Here is an 18,540-nt window from a genome sequence, read left to right as displayed (position 1 = left end):
TCCCTCAGAATTACTCTTCGCAATCCCTCAGTTAGCTCTTCTTATAGCCTCAACCATCCGCTCAACTTCTCAATCTTCCCTAGACTACTGAGTCCATTTTCTACTGTCAAGCTGTTTACTTTTTCTTTTTTTGTGAAAAAATGAATTCTTGATACCAGCTAATTCATCATTTTAATTGCGGAAGATAATCGACTTTTATAACGCGCAGCCTTATTTTTGTGAATAATACCTTTTCCAGTAATTGAATCAATTGTACCTAAAGAGCTGCTAAATGCATTCTGAGCCAGATCTTTGTCTCCATCTCCTATCGCCTTTCTTACAAATTTAATAGCAGTACGTAATTTAGACCGCAAACTGACATTATATTCCCTACGCTTGACAGCTTGCCTTGCACGCTTTTTCGCTTGTGCACTATTAGCCATATGAATCCTTAGCTCCTTCAAAGAAAAAAGGATTAGATACTACTTTCTTTTTTTTTATATTGCAACTCACAATTTCTTTTATTTACTTATTTGGCATTGGATACTGGCGGCTTACAATAAAACCTAGATGGGAATTCCGAATTCCGCTGTTTATTCCTTATAACATCCCCACCTTCGTTGACACATACCATAACCGACATATCCAAATTGGGAAAATATTCGTTAGATCCAGGTTGCGCCGAAGTTGGTGGCACTTTATCTCTTATCCTGGCGCATAACTCAGGTTCATTTGGTCTTAGCAAATCGTCCTGCATCGCTGGTAATGGGCAAAGATTACAAGGATCTCCCGGGCACAAGCATCCGACACAACTAGCAAACACCGTTGGCGTCAAAAAGCTCAATCCAAAAGTGCAAATAAGAATCGCACCAATTTTTAATGCTGAAAACATAATTATCTTTATTCTCCCACTTTAATTAGCACCTTAATTCACAAACCACTTCTGACAAAGCAATAATCTTATCAAATTGAAATAATTACATTAGATAACAGATCCGGTAATATATGAAAAAATTATTTCTAATAACCTCACGAGGAGATTTTACAGCCATTTATATAGAAAAAAGTGCGATAACTCTAATGGCAATAATAAAAAAGAATTGTCGCTTCCTGATATACTTCACTATAAATCACTTCACTACAAGTTGCGAAAAATTGAATTTGAGCAATTAATTACCTTGAAAACCATGAAAATTAATTCAAACCTAAAAATATGTAATCTATTAGGCAAATGCACTATTCTCTTGTTCATATTTTTTCTCTACACCTCAATCTCTTCATATGCCAAAGCAGAAAATATTGAAAGCCTGCAAAAAAATGCAAGTATTACCTATGAAAAAATGATGAAAGCGAAACAAGATGCTGATACTTCCACTAAAGATTTAGCTTTTGCTGAAAAGAAATTGACTACAGCAAAGCAGAAATTAGCGGAAGCAGAACGGGTGACTGAATCGGCGAGGAAAAAATTGGAGCAAGCTAAAATTTTAATGGAGCAAGCAGTCAATCAATGGAAACAAGCTTCGGATGCGCTAGCAAATGAGTGGGGTAAAACTGAAGTAAAATAATTTTACTCTAAAAAACAGATCATCTTAACATGGGAAATTCCAGCTTCAACAAACACTTCCCCAGAAACTTGAAACCCAAACTTTTCATAAAATTTTACTGCAGTAGTTTGTGCATTGAGCATTGCTTTTTGTATATGACGACTTCTTAATTCATCTAATATTCTTTTCAGCATCGCTGAACCATATCCTTTACCTCGCCATTCTTTCAATACAGCCATTCTCCCGATATGTCCATCTGACAGCAACCTTGCAGTTCCTACCGGCTTTCCCTGCATATTAAACGCAAGCAAGTGCATACTGGCGATATCAAACTCATCCCATTCCAACTCTACGGGGACCCGTTGTTCTTGAATAAAAACTGTTGTTCGAATGCTTCGCACAGCAGTAGCTTCTGCTTCCCAATTTACAATGCGCACATGATAATCCTGGTACATAATCTTATATTGATACGATTGAAAAGAAATTTTCAAGAGTTCAATTCAAATGGATGCCGCAATAAAATAGTATCCTCTCTATCAGGTCCTGTAGAAATCATATCAATAGGTGTCTCACACACCTCCTCCAATCTTTTTAAATAATTCTGCGCGGCTTTGGGTAGTTGATGAAATTCCTTAATACCAGCTGTATTTTCTGCCCAGCCGGGTATTTCCTCATAAATCGGCTCGCAAGAATCCAAATCATCCGCACCAATTGGAAGAATATTACTTTTGTTACCATCGCTCAGTCTGTATCCCACACCTAAATTAAGACTTTCCACACCATCTAAAACGTCAAGCTTAGTAATGCATAGCCCCGTGACCCCGTTTATTTGAATAGAGCGCTTTAGCGCAACTGCATCAAACCAGCCACAACGGCGCGGACGACCTGTTGTTGATCCAAACTCATGACCACGTGTAGCCAAATGCCTGCCAATTTCGTCATCCAATTCAGTTGGAAAAGGGCCTGATCCAACTCTTGTTGTATAGGCCTTGGTAATACCCAAAACATAATGCAACATTTGTGGCCCAACCCCGCTGCCCGGCCCCGCCGCACCCGCCACGCAATTACTCGACGTTACAAATGGATATGTGCCATGATCAACATCTAATAATGCACCTTGTGCACCTTCAAATAATAGATTATCTCCGGTTTGATGTGCTTCAAACAAAAGTTGCGGAACATCCGCTATCATTGGCTTAATCCGTTCTGATTGCGCCAATGCATCATCCATTGTTTTTTGAAAATCAACCACCGATGCATGAAAGTAATTTTTCAGCACAAAATTATGATAATCCAGCATCTCACCCAACTTAGCTGCAAAGCGATCTCGATGAAACAAATCTTGTAATCGAATTGCACGGCGAGCAACCTTATCTTCGTAAGCAGGTCCTATACCGCGTCCTGTGGTGCCAATTTTGCCTACCCCTCTGGCAGTTTCACGCGCATTATCTAGCGCAATGTGACAGGGCAAAATGAGTGGACAAGCCTCACTAATCCGCAAACGCCCGATCACATCAACACCATTTTGCTCCAGCATATCGATTTCACTTAGTAATGCCTCTGGTGAAATGACCACACCATTCCCAATGTAACAAACAACATCATCTCGTAGAATACCAGATGGTATCAAATGTAATATAGTCTTATTATTACCGATGACCAGTGTATGACCCGCATTATGCCCTCCTTGAAAGCGCACAACACCTTGCGCATGATCTGTTAGCCAGTCGACAATCTTGCCTTTACCTTCATCGCCCCATTGAGTACCAATCACGACTACATTTTTAGTCATATTCCTAAGCTCTAAAAGACTTTAATCGAAGAAATTAAATTTCTTTAACTATCCATTTTCCATCAAGCAATACTAATTGCCTATCACAAACCAGAGACTCGCTCCTTTGTCCTGGCAATTCCATAACAACGATCTGTCCTGCTTTACGTAATTGCTGAATCATATTTTCCAATTCCTTATTCTTTTTATCAAAAGGAGCGCGTATCCCTTTGGGATATGTTTTAGGTTTCACTAATCTGGATAATTCCCTTAGATCCATACTAAATCCAGTTGCCGGCCGTGCTCGCCCAAAAACTTTCCCTATTTCATCGTATCGCCCGCCGAGCGCTATCGCGCTCGAACATCCTTTCGCGTATGCAGCAAATACCATTCCGGTATGATAGTGATATCCACGCAAATCGGCCAAATCGAATGCAACTCTATCTACCACTAGCTTCAGTTCTTTCTCAACTACACTAAGTTCATTTAGTGCAGTCCTAATTATCGGATAATCCGGCAACCGCTTCATCGCATCGGCCAGAATATTTTTATCACCATAAAGCTCAGGTAAGAGTAGCAATGCGTCGCGAGTATTTTTTTTCAGCTTTAAACACAATTCCTGCAAAGTTGAAATATCTTTTGCTTGTAGAACCGAGAATAATTCATTTTCAAGTTCTCGCGATATTCCGGCGCCTTTTATTAGTCCACGAAAAACTGCCACATGTCCAAGATCCAGGTGAATTTCACTTATACTGGAAACTGACAAACATTGCAGCATAAGGCATTGGACTTCCAAATCACTTTCCAATCCTGAATGGCCGTATAGCTCAGCACCAATTTGCAAGGGCTCACGCGTTTGTGTTATTCCAGAGGGGATCGTATGCAGCACACTATTGACATAACATAGACGTGCTATGCCGTCAAAATTCAATAAATGCGCATCAATTCTTGCCACTTGAGGTGTCATATCAGCACGCAACCCCATCATTCGTCCGCTCAGCTGGTCGACAACTTTAAACATTTGTAAATCCATATCGCTGCCACTGCCAGACAACAATGACTCTACATATTCTAATAAAGGTGGCATGACCTGCTGGTAACCATGCGTCAACAGTAGATCAAGGATCTGCCTACGCGTTACTTCGATATGTAACGCCTCTACCGGCAATATATCTTCAACATATTCAGGGAGCAACCAATTATGCATGTTTAGACTGACGAAGTGCCAGAGGGAAATGAAAAATGATGTTACGTTATGATAATAAGCAGTATTAACCCGATTAACATCGAAGTTAAGCCTATGAAGCGTATCTGATTATCATTAATTTCAGTAAGCCTCCTGAATGCTTCTCTCCAGGTATTCGGAGATAAAAAAGGCAACATCCCTTCCAGAATCAACATTAATGCAACTGCATTCAGAAAATTTTCCCACATCTACGATAACTCCTGCTTAATCAGACATTCACATTGTGTTAGATAAAAGCACAAAAAATTAAGAGGTTCTGTCGCAAAATCGAGCATGAAAAACAACCTCGATTTTCAGAACCTCTCCATAAGCATTCACAATATTAAATCACACAACATCATTCAATGAAAATAATACACGGGAATACTGACTATTGCGTTTGTCAATGATAAAGCATAGCCTTAATTCATATCAGGCGCAGATATGATTACTTATTAACTGCAGGATTTTTTAGATACTTGAAGAACTCAGAAGTAGGCTCAAGAACCATCATATCCCCCTTATTCTTGAATGACTGCTTATAAGCATCAATACTACGCCAGAAAGCATAAAACTCCGAATCTTTCTGAAACGCATCAGCATAGATTGCTGCTGCCTGACTATCGCCATCACCCATTGTTTTCTGGGCCTCCCGATAGGCTTCAGCCAATATAATTTCTCGTTGCTTATCCGCGTCAGCTCTTATCTTTTCCGATTCAGCAGCACCAGTTGAACGTAATTCATTTGCCACACGTTTTCGTTCCGCTTCCATTCGTCTGTATACCGACTCACTAACTTCTTGCGGTAGATCCACACGCTTCAAACGCACATCAACAACTTCTACTCCAATAGACCTAGCGTCATGGTCTGCTTTCTGACGCATAATTTCCATAATTACATCACGCTCACCTGACACTACATCATGAACTGTGCGATTACCGAATTCGTCACGCAAACTTGCGTTGATAGTTTGAGCTAGCCGCGTCTGAGCTAATCCTTCATCCCCTCTCACGCTTATATAGTACTGCTTCACATCCACAATACGCCATTTCACAAACAAATCCACCAAAACATTCTTTTTCTCAGAAGTAATAAAACGCTCCGGCTCTTCAGTATCCATTGTTAGAATACGTTTCTCAAAGAAGCGTACATTTTGTGCAATAGGGATTTTGAAATATAAGCCTGGCTCGGTTTTAACATCGATGACTTCCCCAAGTTGAAATAAGATGGCCTGCTGACGTTCATCAACGATATAAATTGCTGAACTACCCAGAAAAAAAATTGCAATAATGATGCCTGAAAATACTGATGTAAAACTTTTCATCTATCTTATCTCCCGTTCGCGACTACGAAAAGACTCTCGTGCCCGTAAACTACTATCAGATGTTGTTTCTTGTACCATTTGTGGTACTGGCACTGGTGAAACTGAAGTTGATCCACTCATATTAATAAGTTTGTCGAGCGGCAAATACAAAAGATTGTTACCGTTCTTTTGATCAACAATAATCTTACTTGTATTAGATAATACCTGCTGCATCATATCCAGATATAAACGTTCGCGTGTTACATTGGGTGCCTTACTATATTCAGCAAGAATTTGCTCAAAGCGACTAGCATCACCCTCAGAGCTTACAATTACACGTTGTTTATAACCTTCCGATTCTTGAATCAATCGAGCTGCATTACCTGCTGCCCTTGGTATGACATCATTCGCATACGCCTGCCCTTCATTTTTTTGTCGCTCTCTATCTTGACCTGCTTTTACCGCGTCATCAAATGCTGCTTGAACCTGTTCCGGTGGTTGCGCATTTTGCATTGTCACTCTACTAATCAAAATACCAATTTCATATCGATCAAGAATTCTTTGCATCAATTGTGTTGCATTAGCTGCCACTTGCTCCCGTCCTTCATAAAGGACAAAATCCATTTTACTTTTACCTATGACCTCCCTGATTGCAGTTTCGGCTGCTTGAAGTACCGCTTCTTCTGGCCCTCTATTATTAAATAGAAACTTCTCTGGATCATTTAATATGTACTGCACCGCAAACTGAATATCAATAATGTTCTCATCGTCGGTTAGCATTAATGCCTCGCGAAGCACCTTGCTTCTTACATTGTTCCGATAACCAATTTCAACCGTCCGAACTTGACTGACATTCACAACTTCTACTTTCTCAACTGGATAGGGAAAATGCCAGCGCAACCCTGCCTGTGATGTATCAACATATTGACCAAATCGTAGTACAACCCCCCTATGGCCTTCATCTACTATATAAAAACCACTGCCTAGCCAAACCACGATCAACAAACCAAGAATCAATACAATGCTCCCACTACTCTGTGGCTTAGGCCCTTGAGTGCGTGATCCATCATCGCCTCCTCCGCCTTTTTTTTGCCCGAACATATTATTGATTTTTTTATTGAAATTCCGTAAGACATCATCCAAGTCTGGTGGACCAGAATCGCCTTTATTTTTTCCCCATTGTGGATCATTTAATCCCATAATCATTCCTGTTTGTTCGTTCAAAAAAAATCTTGCACTGAAGCGCAATCTCGAAACTCATTAGGTATTTCCGTTGATTCTTCTTTCAATTTTTTGGAGCTTCCCGAGATTACTTCTGCCAACGCCTGCCTTACTAACTCTATTCCTTCACCTGTTTTTGCGCTTAAACGAATGCGTGATATTCTACCATATTCATCGCGCGCACAACCTGTACTACATGTAGTTGTGTCGATTAAATCAATTTTATTTAGAATCAATATTTGCGGAATAGTATCCGCACCAATTTCTTTTAATATTTTGTTAACTTCGTTAATTTGCTCATCACGATTGGAATTACTGGCATCTATCACATGAAACAGTAAATCAGCCTGCACAGTTTCTTCAAGTGTTGCACGAAATGCGGCTACAAGCGTATGCGGCAATTCTCGAATGAACCCTACCGTATCTGAAATGAATACTGTACTGGCTTCTTTAATAAATAATTTGCGCGTTGTTGTATCTAGTGTAGCAAATAGCTGATCAGCAGCATACGATTGCGCACGAGTTAATTTGTTAAAGAAAGTTGATTTACCTGCATTGGTATAACCAACAATAGATATAGCCAACGACTTTGCTCGTTGCCTAGATCGTCTTTGAACATTTCGTTGGCGCTGCAAATCCGAAAGTTTCCCTTTAAGTAATTTAACCCGTTTTTTGATTAATCTCCGATCGGTTTCCAGCTGGGTCTCTCCTGGTCCACGCAAACCAATACCCCCTTTTTGCCTTTCAAGGTGAGTCCAACCACGTACTAGACGTGTTACAAGATACTCGAGTTGAGCTAATTCAACCTGTAATTTTCCTTCATGACTTTGCGCGCGCTGTGCAAAAATGTCAAGGATCAGATTAGTACGATCAATAACATTACAATTTAAGCGCAAAGATAGGTTTCGTTGCTGAGCTGGAGACAAATCATGATTAAATATAACCAATTCAGCCCCTGTCTGAAGCATTACTTGTACGATTTCTTCGACTTTACCTCTTCCGATATATGTTGTGGAATCAGGACGGGAACGTTTCCCCTCCACAACCGCGAGAACTTCGAGCTTATCACTGGAAGCTAACTGCTGTAACTCTTGCAAACTATCTTGATGAGTACCGCTACCAAAATCGACGCCAACCAGAATTGCTTTATTAGATGCTATTAATTTATTCATGCCCAATAGGCATAATATCAGGCATCACGTGTTTCCACCGTTTCAATAGGAATGGTAACAGCTCTTGCAGGCACCACTGTTGAGATTGCATGTTTGTACACCATTTGCGTAACCGAGTTTTTCAACAGCACTACATATTGATCGAATGAATCAATTTGTCCTTGTAACTTAATACCATTCACTAAATATATTGACACTGGGATATGCTCTTTTCGCAATATATTTAAAAACGGATCTTGCAGCAACTGTCCCTTGTTACCCATAGGTAACTCCCTCTTCTAATTATTCGTTATCGGAATAGTAACTCTACTTTATTTTTAAATGTAAATCTATATCAGATTATACTCATTCAGTATTCAGTAGAACCGTTATATCAAATTAATTTGCCAACCAGAAACTTTCATTCTACATTGAAGCCATTCAGATTATTGTCATAATCTGAATGGCAAGCTTACTTCTAACCTCTGACTGTAACACAGAAGATTTCAACAACCTGTTACATTTCAACAATTAAAACGGTACGGGTCTTGGTGTACTATTATTTGAAGGTGGAAGGATTGGCAATTTAATATCAGGTTGCTCACCCGTTAGTGTTTTCAAGAAGGCAACAATACTATCAATTTCCTTTTTATTAAAGTCTCGATCTAATTGCACTTTACCCATTATCTTTACCGCATCTTCTAATGTATTTACAGCACCGTCATGAAAGTAAGGATAAGTTAATTCTATATTACGCAAAGTTGGCACTTTATAAACATTCAAATCAGTATCTTTTCCAGTAACTGCTTTTCGGCCTTCCACCTTACTTTTCGTTTCATAAGGATGATGAACACCAAACTTCTGATACAGTGCACCTCCTACAGCTTTCCCGTTGTGACAACCAGTACAGCCACTACTCTTGAATAACGCATATCCCTCAAGCTCTTGCTGATTTAAGGCTTTTTTGTCTCCCTCCAGCCATTTATCAAAACGGGATCCCGGAGTAACCAACGTTTCTTCAAAAGCCGCAATTGCTGTGGTTATTCGATCAATATCAACCTGATCTGATCCAAATGCTATCTCGAAATAAGTACGATATTGCGGAATAGATTGTATTACATCAACAGCTATTTTATGAGTCGAGCCCATTTCTCCCGGGTTAGCAATTGGACCACCAGCTTGCTCTTTTAAATCTTTAGCCCGCCCATCCCAAAACTGTGCCAAATTCATACTAGAATTTAATACAGTTGGAGCATTAATTGGTCCTTGATGCCACTTATGACCGATAGAACTCGGAAGATTATCTGTCCCACCCATACTTAAATTATGGCAAGAGTTGCAAGAAATAAATCCAGACATAGATAAACGTGGGTCAAAAAATAACATTTTCCCCAACTCAACCATATTAGCATTCTCAACTTTTGCAGGTGTAATGGGTTGGATAGGCTCATTGGCTGAAGTATTAATCGAAACGGCAAGCATGCCAATCGATAAAAGTGATGCAACCAGTGTATGCATCTTCATCGGTACTCTCCCTAATTTAATTAATAATAAACGGCTGTAATGGCGCAGCCGATTACGCCTGACAAGACACTCAAAAATGGGAAATTTATTAGAATAATGAAACCAAACCATCCACTTCTATTCTCTTAACTTTCTAAAAAACCAAGAGCTAATGCCCCAAAACATGCTCAATAAGCTTATTCTTATTTGTTCACTTCCAGTTGATCAGTCAAAGCTTTCTCTCCTACTCCAGCCAAAGCATTCACATCATAATCAACATGTTGACAAGGATCTGTTTTTAGCAGGCGCGACAACTCTGTCAATGCCTGTTTATAAACTTTACGCTTAAATTCCACAACCGAGTCTAATTCAACCCAGTATTGATTCCAACGCCATGCATCAAATTCCGGATGCGTGCTTCGTCGTAATGAAACATCGCTATCACGCCCGACCAAACGCAGCAGATACCAAATTTGCTTCTGCCCCTTATAATTGCCACGCCATTCACGCCTAATCCATCGATCAGGTACTTCATATCTCAACCAATCACGCGTACGCCCAACAATTTCAACATGATTTGGACGCAATCCTATTTCTTCGGTCAACTCTCGATACATAGCTTGCTCTGGACTCTCTCCCGATTTAATGCCTCCCTGTGGAAATTGCCAAGAATTCTGCCTAATACGCTTACCCCAAAAAACCTCGTTTCTGGAATTCAAGAGAATAATACCAACGTTGGGGCGATATCCATTACGGTCAATCATATGAATTGTTCATTTGACCCATCAAATAGGTAGATTTTTTCATACTTTACGATAGATTGAAAGTGCTCATAAAATAAAAACTCATGTCCTTTCATGTCTCTGCTTACCTAAAATAGATCGCGCACCCATAATCTATGGACCGCACCACACTATGAGCAAGTATTTCAAGGTAAAATTATTATTTTACTATCATAATGGAATAGCACATGCGCGTCTCGCAATTTTTTATTTCAACACTCAAAGAAGCGCCCGCGGAAGCCGAGCTAATTAGCCACAAACTTATGTTGCGCGCCGGACTCATTAAGCGCCTTGGTAGTGGCCTATACACATGGATGCCTCTGGGTTTAAGAGTATTAAGAAAAATCGAAAACGTTGTACGTGAAGAAATGAATAACAGTGGCGCCATTGAAGTTCTAATGCCTGCTATACAACCTGCAGAATTATGGCAAGAAACCGGAAGATGGGATGTGTTCGGACCACAAATGCTAAAAATCAAAGATCGTCATGAGCACGATTTCTGCTTTGGCCCCACTCACGAAGAAATCATCACCGATATTGTGCGAAGGGAAATCAAAAGCTATCGCCAGCTACCGCTCAATTTCTATCAGATACAAACCAAATTTCGTGATGAAATTAGGCCCCGCTTTGGGGTAATGCGCGCACGCGAGTTTGTCATGAAAGATGCATACTCATTTCATACGAATGAAGATAGCCTAATGCAAGCCTACCAGCTCATGCATGAAACTTACAGTCGCATTTTTACTCGCCTTGGATTGCAATTTCGCGCAGTCTCAGCTGATACGGGTGCTATAGGTGGTAGCGGTTCACATGAGTTTCACGTTTTAGCGGATTCTGGTGAGGATGCAATTGCATTCTGTCCTGATTCAGATTATGCCGCCAATATTGAGTTGGCTAGCTCACCAACGCTCCATCAAAATCGCAACGAACCCAATGGCAGCATGCAAAAAATCGCAACACCAAGTAAAAGAACTTGCATTGAAGTTGCAGATTTTTTAAAAATTCCATTGAACAAAACCATAAAAACACTTGCTGTAAGAGCTAATGATCGAATATTTTTATTATTATTACGTGGCGATCACCAACTAAACGAATTAAAAGTAAGGAAAATACCCTTTTTATCTGAATTTCAGTTTGCGAGTGAAGGAGATATCCTTAATGAAACTGGCACGGCACCCGGATATATTGGTCCGGTCGGGTTAAATACTTGCGTGATTGCAGATCAAGCAGTCATGAATATGAGTAATTTTGTTTGCGGTGCAAATGAAGAAGGCTTTCATCTGATACATGTCAATTTTGGTCGCGATCTCAAGCTACCAGACCATGTTTTTGATATTAGGAACGTAATTTCGGGTGATGCATCTCCTGATGGAAAAGGCATCTTAAAAATTTGCCGAGGAATCGAGGTAGGACATATTTTCCAATTACGTACGAAATATTCTAAAATTATGAAAGCAAGTTATTTAGATGAATCTGGATGCTCTCAATATATGGAGATGGGTTGTTATGGCATTGGTATCTCTCGTATCATTGCTGCAGCCATTGAGCAAAATCATGATGAGCACGGTATTATTTTTCCGATAGCAATGGCTCCATTTCAGTTAGCAATAATTCCGATTGGTTTGCAGAAGAACCCTTCAGTAAAAGAAATTGCAGAGAAACTTCATCAACAATTTACTGATGCATGCATAGAAGTACTTTTAGACGATCGAGATGAACGCCCTGGTGTTATGTTCGCTGATATGGAATTAATGGGTATTCCGCACCGGATTGTAATAGGAGAACGCGGACTCAAACAATCCACTATTGAGTATCAGGGCCGCAAAGACCAATCGTCCCAAGCAATCCCTATTGATAAAATTTTTTCATTCATCACTACAAAACTATGCACAGATTAGTCTTCGCAATACTTTTATTACTCTTTTCCAATTTCATTTATGCCAATAATCCGCGTTATGAGCAGCTCGCTGCCAGTACACAGACAATCATTCTGCACGAAACAAGTGATCAAGCTGCTTCATATACAGAATATGCCGCTATAGCTGAAAATGTTATCTGGCTCTTCAACATGAGTCGTCGCTTAGAAAAATATATACCTGATCTAATCGAACGAGAGGATTTTCTAAGAACGCTTTATTATGAAGCAACACGAGCGGGACTGGATCCCCAACTTGTACTAAGCGTTATTCAAGTTGAAAGTGGATTTAAAAAATACGCCATTTCTCATGCGGGTGCACGTGGCTATATGCAGATCATGCCATTTTGGATCGGTGTCATCGGCCGTCAAGATCATAATCTTTTTCATTTACGTATGAATTTACGCTACGGATGCACCATTCTTCGCCATTACCTGGATAAAGAAAATGGAGATTATTTTCGCGCACTCGGAAGATATAACGGCAGTTTAGGTCAAGCTTCTTACCCACAACTGGTATTTAATACATGGCAAACCACTTGGCGCCACACATCGTCATAATCGAATAACTTGTTAATCGATAAAACAATTCACTAGCAATAGAAAAATAGCTCTCCCATAGTCAGCGCGGATGCGCGTTACTTTTTTTCAATTGATTTTGACTCAATAAATTTCTCGATGCTCTCGCGTGAAATAATACCTAGCTCCCGTGCAGCGGGATTACCGTCAGGATCATAAAAATATGTGCTGGGCAGTAATGAAATCTCATCCAACTGCGAAGCAATTTTCCTATTGCCTAATACAATGGGATAGTTAATTGATAGTGAACGCACAAAATTCATGATCTCTTGCGGGTCACTATCCATCGCAACGCCGATCACCATGATATCTTTGCGATCCTCGTAAAGCGAGATCAAGTCAGGAATTTCTTTAAGACAGGGTGGACACCAGGTTGCCCAAAAATTAACCAACACCCAGCGTCCCTTATAGTCCTCAAGCTTATGAAGCTCACCTGTTGAATCTTTAAATTGGAATGCCTGCACCTGGAAACTTAACAATAATACTACTGTACAAACTGATATCCTCTGTTTATATCCCATCGTATAGAAAAGCTTCCATTCAAGTTTATTGATAATCATGCGCAGCTAAACCTGAGGATGCGCCCGCTCCAATTTGCTGCATAGTTTATTTAATGCGCTCAGATATGCTTTCGCAGAAGCCACAACAATATCGGTATCTGCGCCATGACCATTAACAATACGATCAGATTTTTGCAACCGCACAGTTACCTCGCCTTGTGCATCGGTACCGCTGGTGATATTGTTAACGGAGTACAATTGCAGCTTTGCCTCACTCGAAAGCAATTTCTCAATCGCACGGAAAGTGGCATCTACTGGGCCGCTTCCTTCAGAATCAGCGCTCATTTCATTTCCGTTATCAGAAATTACCACACGTGCATAAGGAATTTCACCCGTTTCACTATGCACAATCAACGAGATTAGCCGGAAGCATTCATGCAGCACTAACTCTTCATCTGAAACCAATGCATGTAGATCTTCATCGAATATCTCATGTTTCTTATCCGCCAATTCCTTGAAGCGCATGAAAGTATTGTTGAGCATTTCTTCAGACTCCAACTCGATACCGAGTTCCATCAACCGATTTCTAAAAGCATTACGTCCCGAATGTTTTCCCAGTAATAATTTGTTTGCACCCCAGCCCACATCTTCCGCACGCATGATTTCATAGGTTTCGCGGTGTTTCAATACACCATCCTGATGAATACCAGACTCATGTGCAAAAGCATTTGCACCCACTATCGCTTTATTGGGTTGTACCGGAAAACCGGTAATACCGGAAACCAGTTTACTTGCTGAAACAATATGTGTTGTATCGATTCTTGTATCACAAGGAAAATAATCCTGGCGAGTGCGGACAGCCATCACGATTTCTTCCAATGCGGCATTACCTGCCCTTTCCCCCAACCCATTGATAGTACATTCAACTTGGCGCGCACCATTCATCACCGCTGTCAATGAATTAGCCACAGCCATCCCTAGATCATTGTGACAATGAACCGAGAAGATTGCCTTATCTGAATTTGGAACGCGTTCACGCAAATTTCGAATAAGCGTACCGAACTGATCCGGCATAGTATAACCAACCGTATCAGGAATATTCAATGTGGTTGCTCCTGCGTCGATCACAGCTTCAAGTATTTGACACAAAAAGTCTAGCTCTGAGCGACCAGCATCTTCCGGGGAGAATTCAACATTATCGGTATACTGGCGTGCCCATTTCACAGCTTTCACGGCTTGAGCAATTACCTGATCAGGTGACATTCGCAATTTTTTCTTCATATGAACCGGAGATGTTGCAATAAAAGTATGAATACGCGCTGATTGAGCACCTTTTAGTGCCTCACCCGTGCGCTGAATATCAGTTTCAATTGCACGCGCTAACCCACACACCACGCTTTCCTTGACTGAATCAGCAACTGCTTTGACAGCTTCAAAATCTCCATTTGATGCTGCCGGAAAGCCGGCTTCGATAACATCCACACCCATGCGCTCCAATTGCCAAGCAATACGCACCTTCTCTTCTTTAGTCATGGATGCGCCCGGACTTTGTTCACCATCACGCAATGTCGTGTCAAAAATAATCAAATGCTCTTGCATTATGCTCTCCACATGAAGAAGAAATCTTAAAGTAAGATAAAATTCGTTTTTCGAATTTTATAGGGAAGAAAGGAAATTAGGGATAGAAAATTTTAGCGCGCAGGGCGCAGTAATACGTCCGATAGCATCATCGGGATTACCAGCAGAGACAATATGTGATTATATTTTTTTTCAAGCATTATGGTCAGGAATATAATTAGTTTTCCTTTTCGATGCAAGAGGCAAACTTCAAGAATTAATTGTTTCACTACTTTTTTTGCTTTTACCAAACCGCCATAATTTAATAAAATATCCCGAGAATGCATACGCCGCAAACAAAAAAAACAAAACCAGAGGCGGATGACTAGGTATCAATACAAAGAAGAACAAAACTAATAACAGTACCGTGAAGAAGGGTACCCGTCGACGTAGATTTATCTCTTTCCCGCTATAATACGGGATATTACTCACCATGGTTAATGCGGCAAACAGTGTAACGATACTTGCTAGCCATTTAACATCACTGCCTTGTATCTGAAAATTAAGCGTCACCCAAACAAGCCCTGCTATCAGCGCAGCAGCCGCAGGACTGGGAAGGCCTTGAAAAAAACGCTTATCAATCACTTCTATATTAGTATTGAATCGCGCGAGCCGTAAAGCTGCACATGCACAGTATATAAATGCGACAATCCAGCCCCACTGATCCATATCTTTCAAAGCCCATTCGTATACTATCAATGCAGGTGCAACGCCAAATGAAACCATATCCGACATACTATCGTATTCGGCACCGAACTCACTTTGAGTTCCAGTAAGACGTGCCACTCGACCATCCAGCCCGTCAAGAACCATTGCAATAAAAACAGCAATGGCCGAATATTCAAAATTTCCATTCATTGCCTGCACAATGGCATAGAATCCAGCGAACAATGCAGCTGTTGTGAATAAATTCGGTAATAAATAGATGCCGCGCCTGCGTAATCGAGACTTGGGTACAGTGCGTTCTGGTATAGAATCTGGCATTATTAGCTAATAAATGAAAATGCTGATCATGGCAAGAATATAATTAATAGATCAGTAACCCAAAAGTGCAATATAAAAACAGTATAAACACCGACTTTTGATAAGAAAATCCTACTAAAAAGTAGAAATAATCCACCTATTAGCTTACCGTTCCGGCTTATTCTTCACGAAACTCTGCCAAAACCGTCAATGTTGCTGACACTTTATCGCCTATATTGACATTAATTTTAGTGTTTAGTGGTAAATATACATCCACTCGCGAACCAAAGCGTATAAACCCGAAACGTTGTCCACGTGCCAGATGGTCTCCTGGCGATACTTGACAAAGAATCCGCTTTGCAATAAGCCCTGCCACTTGGACGCAAGTTACATCAGCACCATTATCAGCTTTAATCCATAACGCATTTCGCTCATTTTCCAGGGATGCCTTGGGTAAATCCGCATTTACGAATTTACCTGGAAAATACCATTTATCACGTATCTCACCATCGATAGGGCTGCGATTAGAATGCACATTAAACACATTCATGAACACGCTTATTTTGACAGCTTCCCGCTCTAAATAAGGATCCTGAGTTTTCTCAACTGCAACAATCCTGCCATCTGCCGGTGCCAATATGGCATTGCGATTAGATGGCACCTCCCTAGGTGGATCGCGGAAAAATTGCAAAACGAAAAAAGCAATTACCCAGAATGGTATTGACCAGAGCCAACCAACTAAAAATACTGCACCAAACGCAGCAGAAAACGCTATCGCAATATGTAACCAGCCTTCGCGAGCGATAATGGGGTGAGGATAATAAGCCATAAATTAATTACTACAACAGCTCCATAGATGGTGAAATAAAAGTTAGGATGACAAAAATAAGGAGTTAATTTTTCCCTTGATCAACGAGTTTATTTTTCTTGATCCACGGCATCATATCACGCAACTTAGCGCCCACTTGCTCAATAGGATGCTCGGATGCAATCCGACGACTTGATTTAAGTAAAGGTGCTCCTGCCTGATTCTCAAGAATAAATTCCCGAGCATATTCACCGGTTTGAATCTGATGCAAAATTTTCCGCATTTCGGCGCGCGTTTCGTCGGTAATAATACGTGGCCCGCGCGACACATCGCCATACTCGGCATTATTGGAAATGGAATAGCGCATATTTGCAATTCCACCTTCATAAATCAGATCGACAATCAACTTAACTTCATGCAAACATTCGAAATAAGCCATCTCCGGAGCATATCCTGCTTCTACCAAGGTTTCAAAACCAGCCTGTATCAACGCAGTCAAACCGCCGCACAAAACAACTTGCTCTCCAAACAAATCCGTTTCCGTTTCTTCTCGGAAATTTGTCTCTATCACGCCACCGCGAGTACCTCCATTAGCAGCCGCATAAGATAATGCCAAGTCGCGAGCTTTACCCGATTTGTTCTGATGTACCGCTATCAGTGTCGGTACACCACCGCCCTGCAAATAAGTAGAGCGCACCAAGTGACCAGGTCCCTTTGGCGCAATCATAATGACATCGAGATCTTCACGTGGCGTTACCTGTCCATAATGAACATTAAAACCATGTGCAAAAGCCAGTGTTGCGTTTTTCTTTAGTCCTGGCTCAATCTCCTTTTTATATACCAACCCAATTTCTTCATCGGGCAACAAAACCATTACAACATCTGCATCTTTAACCGCCTCAGCAACTTCCCTAACCTTTAAGCCTGCTTTTTCCGCCTTACTCCAGGATCCCCCACCTTTACGCAAACCTACGGTAACCTTAACACCTGATTCACTCAGATTATTGGCATGTGCATGTCCCTGTGAACCATAGCCCAATATAGTTACTTTTTTCCCTTTTATGAGAGATAAATCTGCGTCTTTATCGTAATAAACTTTCATTATTTTCCTTTTAAACAAAATTAGGGCAAAACAGGAGAGCAATAGAGAGAATACTTTCTGACGAATTGAATACTCTGAATTACTAACCTTGATATCCGGACAAACTGAAAAATGTAAATTATACCTTTAAAATCCATTCTCCGCGCCCAATACCAGAAGCACCAGTTCGCACGGTTTCAAGTACTGCGTTACCTTCAGTAGCTTCAAGAAATGCATCCAATTTCTCGCTAGTACCCGTTAGTTCGATGGTATAAGATTTATCTGTAACATCGATAATAGAACCACGAAAAATTTCAGCTAGCCGCTTAATCTCTTCGCGTTCTGCACCAACGGCTCGTACCTTCACCAACATCAATTCACGTTCGATATGATTTCCATCGCTCAGATCTATAATTTTCACCACTTCAATCAGCTTATTCAATTGCTTGGTTACTTGTTCCACGACTTCATCTGATCCAACGGTTACCAGTGTCATTCGTGACAAAGTTGGATCTTCAGTAGGCGCGACTGAAAGCGATTCAATATTATAACCACGCGCTGAAAACAAACCTGCTACACGAGACAAGGCACCTGCCTC

Annotated in this window: 20 protein-coding genes; 3 read left to right on the top strand and 17 right to left on the bottom strand. The window is 40.7% G+C overall.

Annotated elements, in window-relative coordinates; translation table 11 throughout:
• Nucleotides 1-158: 158 nt before the first annotated feature.
• Complete coding sequence (gene rpsT, locus Q0C11_RS11565) at nucleotides 159-422, bottom strand: 30S ribosomal protein S20 (RefSeq protein WP_293008126.1); 264 nt, start codon at nucleotides 420-422, stop codon at nucleotides 159-161.
• A 735-nt stretch (nucleotides 423-1,157) separates the two neighbouring features.
• Here rpsT and Q0C11_RS11560 point away from each other — a divergent pair.
• A complete protein-coding gene (locus tag Q0C11_RS11560; protein WP_293008124.1) occupies nucleotides 1,158-1,544 on the top strand; it encodes a hypothetical protein in 387 nt (128 codons plus the stop codon).
• A 2-nt stretch (nucleotides 1,545-1,546) separates the two neighbouring features.
• On the opposite strand, the gene Q0C11_RS11555 is transcribed toward Q0C11_RS11560, so the two are convergent.
• The 10 genes from Q0C11_RS11555 to Q0C11_RS11510 form a co-directional block, all read right to left on the bottom strand.
• A complete protein-coding gene (locus Q0C11_RS11555; protein WP_293008122.1) occupies nucleotides 1,547-1,960 on the bottom strand; it encodes a GNAT family N-acetyltransferase in 414 nt (137 codons plus the stop codon).
• A 50-nt stretch (nucleotides 1,961-2,010) separates the two neighbouring features.
• Nucleotides 2,011-3,315 carry an adenylosuccinate synthase gene (locus Q0C11_RS11550; protein WP_293008120.1) on the bottom strand — a complete coding sequence of 435 codons (1,305 nt, stop codon included), beginning with the start codon at nucleotides 3,313-3,315 and terminating at the stop codon, nucleotides 2,011-2,013.
• Nucleotides 3,316-3,349: 34 nt separating this feature from the next.
• The gene (locus tag Q0C11_RS11545; RefSeq protein WP_293008118.1) at nucleotides 3,350-4,501 is read right to left on the bottom strand and encodes an ATP phosphoribosyltransferase regulatory subunit; all 1,152 of its coding nucleotides are present in this window, start codon (nucleotides 4,499-4,501) and stop codon (nucleotides 3,350-3,352) included.
• Nucleotides 4,502-4,542: 41 nt separating this feature from the next.
• A complete protein-coding gene (locus Q0C11_RS11540; RefSeq protein ID WP_292919212.1) occupies nucleotides 4,543-4,728 on the bottom strand; it encodes a DUF2065 domain-containing protein in 186 nt (61 codons plus the stop codon).
• Between the two features lie 239 nt (nucleotides 4,729-4,967).
• Nucleotides 4,968-5,843, bottom strand: coding sequence for a protease modulator HflC (hflC, locus tag Q0C11_RS11535; protein WP_293008116.1), 876 nt, complete (start codon nucleotides 5,841-5,843; stop codon nucleotides 4,968-4,970).
• The gene (hflK, locus tag Q0C11_RS11530; protein ID WP_293008114.1) at nucleotides 5,844-7,022 is read right to left on the bottom strand and encodes an FtsH protease activity modulator HflK; all 1,179 of its coding nucleotides are present in this window, start codon (nucleotides 7,020-7,022) and stop codon (nucleotides 5,844-5,846) included. It abuts the gene before it with no gap.
• Between the two features lie 20 nt (nucleotides 7,023-7,042).
• Entirely contained in the window at nucleotides 7,043-8,215 is a 1,173-nt protein-coding gene (hflX, locus tag Q0C11_RS11525; protein ID WP_293008112.1) for a GTPase HflX, read from the bottom strand.
• Between the two features lie 17 nt (nucleotides 8,216-8,232).
• Nucleotides 8,233-8,478 carry an RNA chaperone Hfq gene (hfq, locus tag Q0C11_RS11520; RefSeq protein WP_293008110.1) on the bottom strand — a complete coding sequence of 82 codons (246 nt, stop codon included), beginning with the start codon at nucleotides 8,476-8,478 and terminating at the stop codon, nucleotides 8,233-8,235.
• A gap of 247 nt (nucleotides 8,479-8,725) precedes the next feature.
• Nucleotides 8,726-9,718: a cytochrome-c peroxidase gene (locus tag Q0C11_RS11515; protein ID WP_293008108.1), complete on the bottom strand. Its 993-nt coding sequence runs from the start codon at nucleotides 9,716-9,718 to the stop codon at nucleotides 8,726-8,728.
• Nucleotides 9,719-9,900: 182 nt separating this feature from the next.
• Nucleotides 9,901-10,461, bottom strand: a complete 561-nt coding sequence (locus Q0C11_RS11510) for an RNA pyrophosphohydrolase (RefSeq protein ID WP_293008106.1) — start codon at nucleotides 10,459-10,461, stop codon at nucleotides 9,901-9,903.
• A 206-nt stretch (nucleotides 10,462-10,667) separates the two neighbouring features.
• Between Q0C11_RS11510 and Q0C11_RS11505 the strand changes: the two genes are divergently transcribed.
• Nucleotides 10,668-12,377 carry a proline--tRNA ligase gene (locus Q0C11_RS11505; protein WP_293008104.1) on the top strand — a complete coding sequence of 570 codons (1,710 nt, stop codon included), beginning with the start codon at nucleotides 10,668-10,670 and terminating at the stop codon, nucleotides 12,375-12,377.
• Nucleotides 12,365-12,955: a lytic transglycosylase domain-containing protein gene (locus Q0C11_RS11500; protein ID WP_293008102.1), complete on the top strand. Its 591-nt coding sequence runs from the start codon at nucleotides 12,365-12,367 to the stop codon at nucleotides 12,953-12,955. The genes Q0C11_RS11505 and Q0C11_RS11500 overlap by 13 nt, the downstream gene beginning before the upstream one ends.
• 77 nt (nucleotides 12,956-13,032) lie before the next feature.
• On the opposite strand, the gene Q0C11_RS11495 is transcribed toward Q0C11_RS11500, so the two are convergent.
• From Q0C11_RS11495 to ilvN, 6 genes are all read right to left on the bottom strand, one after another.
• Nucleotides 13,033-13,533 (bottom strand): TlpA family protein disulfide reductase, encoded by a 501-nt coding sequence (locus tag Q0C11_RS11495; RefSeq protein ID WP_367273754.1) that lies wholly within the window; start codon nucleotides 13,531-13,533, stop codon nucleotides 13,033-13,035.
• 6 nt (nucleotides 13,534-13,539) lie between these two features.
• The gene (locus tag Q0C11_RS11490) at nucleotides 13,540-15,072 is read right to left on the bottom strand and encodes a 2-isopropylmalate synthase (RefSeq protein ID WP_293008100.1); all 1,533 of its coding nucleotides are present in this window, start codon (nucleotides 15,070-15,072) and stop codon (nucleotides 13,540-13,542) included.
• A 228-nt stretch (nucleotides 15,073-15,300) separates the two neighbouring features.
• A complete protein-coding gene (gene pssA, locus Q0C11_RS11485; protein ID WP_293008098.1) occupies nucleotides 15,301-16,074 on the bottom strand; it encodes a CDP-diacylglycerol--serine O-phosphatidyltransferase in 774 nt (257 codons plus the stop codon).
• 157 nt (nucleotides 16,075-16,231) lie between these two features.
• Complete coding sequence (locus Q0C11_RS11480) at nucleotides 16,232-16,882, bottom strand: phosphatidylserine decarboxylase (RefSeq protein WP_293008096.1); 651 nt, start codon at nucleotides 16,880-16,882, stop codon at nucleotides 16,232-16,234.
• 64 nt (nucleotides 16,883-16,946) lie between these two features.
• Entirely contained in the window at nucleotides 16,947-17,963 is a 1,017-nt protein-coding gene (gene ilvC, locus Q0C11_RS11475) for a ketol-acid reductoisomerase (RefSeq protein ID WP_293008094.1), read from the bottom strand.
• 118 nt (nucleotides 17,964-18,081) lie between these two features.
• Nucleotides 18,082-18,540 (bottom strand): acetolactate synthase small subunit (gene ilvN, locus Q0C11_RS11470; protein WP_293008092.1); only part of this gene is annotated, 459 nt, incomplete at its 5' end.

The sequence above is a fragment of the Nitrosomonas sp. genome, from assembly GCF_022842015.1.
In the GTDB taxonomy this organism is placed as follows: Bacteria; Pseudomonadota; Gammaproteobacteria; order Burkholderiales; family Nitrosomonadaceae; genus Nitrosomonas.
Note: the sequence above shows the minus strand (reverse complement) of the source record. Positions and strands in the feature narration are given on the sequence as shown.